Origin of the sequence: Pseudomonas putida, assembly GCF_022627325.1 — a bacterium.
In the GTDB taxonomy this organism is placed as follows: Bacteria; Pseudomonadota; Gammaproteobacteria; order Pseudomonadales; family Pseudomonadaceae; genus Aquipseudomonas; species Aquipseudomonas putida_X.
Window position 1 is genome coordinate 1 of the sequence record NZ_JAETZZ010000061.1, and the last position, 255, is coordinate 255.

The 255-nt window shown below is 51.8% G+C and carries 1 rRNA gene; it reads right to left on the reverse strand.

Going from position 1 to position 255, the window contains the following annotated elements:
* Positions 1-255 (reverse strand): 23S ribosomal RNA (locus JNA92_RS25710); the annotation flags it as partial.

Sequence of the window (255 nt, forward strand, 5' to 3'; positions counted from 1 at the left end):
CTTTCGGCGTGCGAGTTTTTCACTCGCATTGTCGTTACTCATGTCAGCATTCGCACTTCTGATACCTCCAGCAAGCTTCTCAACTCACCTTCACAGGCTTACAGAACGCTCCTCTACCGCATCACCAAAGGTGATACCCGTAGCTTCGGTGCATGGTTTGAGCCCCGTTACATCTTCCGCGCAGGCCGACTCGACTAGTGAGCTATTACGCTTTCTTTAAAGGGTGGCTGCTTCTAAGCCAACCTCCTAGCTGTC